Raw genomic sequence first — 1452 nt, 5'->3', positions numbered from 1 at the left:
TGAAAATTTATTTGAAGAAAAAATAAAAACCAAATAGCTAAAATTTATTATTTTTCCTCATCTCTCGTTATCCAGTAGACTGCCTTGTACTTCTCCGCAAAACCGAAGATATTTTTGGCCATTACAGCCCTGCCATATTCCTTAAGATCGCCGCCCTGGTCGTAAATGAAAGTATTTTCACCGAGTTTTGTCACTTTAAATATCTCCCCTTTCTCCTCTGTCCCCACATGCAGGACATCCCCTATTTTTAAATCCTGTATCTTTGGCCTGACTGTTGTTTTTTCTACCATAATAAATCACCTTCTTTCTCTGTTGCGTGCATTTAATAGCGTGCATTCAGTATTAATCTTACCTGATGGTACAGCCTATGCCCTTTAGAAGTTTCTCAACACTCCCCTGCACAATAGCTGCATCGCGATCTCCAAATATTGTGAGCCTGTACGTAACACTTTGCATATTTTGTTTGTTATAAACATCGATGATTTGCGCTGATATAATCCCTCCGCTGCATTCAATTACACTTTTTATGATCTCTGCATCAGATGCAGCAGGAATATAAACGGATACATCCCGTGTCATATTTATTAAATTTGCTGATTTCCATGCATATAATTCCAGTTCATTTAAGAGTCTGATATTCTCAATAAGGAATTCGATCTTTTTCCCGCCCCGTTCCAGGATAACGGTTCTTGGCGTTACTTTCCTGATGATCCCGCTATGAATAACACCTGAATAGATGTGCTTGATTGCGCGCTCGCTGCCTGTGGAGCGCACAAGTTCCTCATGCTCGGCAATTTTAGTGCCAATGAGCTTATCCGAGCGCCGCAGCGCTGATTCCGTATCTCCAAAATGTGCAGCCGCTTTTTTCATAAGGCTCACAAAGCCCTCAATATCTTTCCTTTGTACCATTTCTGCAATCAGGTTGCACTGGTCGATGTAAGCCTTATGCACCTTTGCCACTTCCGGATTCATCTGTATCATGGCATACAGGTACGGGTTTTGGGCAAGAATCCGCCCCACAAGGTCAAGCATAATATCATACATGGGGCTCATGAACCTGCGTGATTTTGCAACATCGAATTCAAGCTCCCTGAAAACCGTTCCTATGGTAATATAAGCAAAATGCGTAAGACCCTGGATAACGGCCATCATCCTGTCATGCTCCAGAGCATCCAATATCTCTATATGTGCGCCATTATCCTCGTACAGACTTTTTATTAAAGGCAACCATTTTGAACTCCTTTCATTGGCAGGTGTAAAAATCACTATCTGTCCCCTTATATCCGGAATTGAAGGGCCAAACATAGGATGCGATCCCAGTATCTCAACATTTCGCGGTGCATACTTAATCATGGCTTCCATCGGGCCTGTTTTTTATGGAAGTGATGTCCATGAGCAGACTTCCCGGGGACATTCTGGGAGCAATATTTGAAATCGTTTTTCAGTGATATT

Annotated in this window: 2 protein-coding genes; both read right to left on the bottom strand. The window is 42.0% G+C overall.

All coding sequences use genetic code 11. From position 1 onward, the window contains the following. Positions 1 to 47: 47 nt before the first annotated feature. Positions 48 to 290 (bottom strand): hypothetical protein, encoded by a 243-nt coding sequence (locus MNV_RS10680; RefSeq protein WP_096205927.1) that lies wholly within the window; start codon positions 288 to 290, stop codon positions 48 to 50. A 58-nt stretch (positions 291 to 348) separates the two neighbouring features. Next, positions 349 to 1362, bottom strand: a complete 1014-nt coding sequence (locus MNV_RS10675; RefSeq protein WP_096205925.1) for a prephenate dehydrogenase — start codon at positions 1360 to 1362, stop codon at positions 349 to 351. Positions 1363 to 1452: the final 90 nt, after the last annotated feature.

Source organism: Candidatus Methanoperedens nitratireducens (genome assembly GCF_900196725.1).
Lineage (GTDB): Archaea > Halobacteriota > Methanosarcinia > Methanosarcinales > Methanoperedenaceae > Methanoperedens > Methanoperedens nitroreducens_A.
The sequence above is the reverse complement of the archived record's forward strand: the minus strand, read 5'-3'. Positions and strand labels throughout refer to the sequence as shown.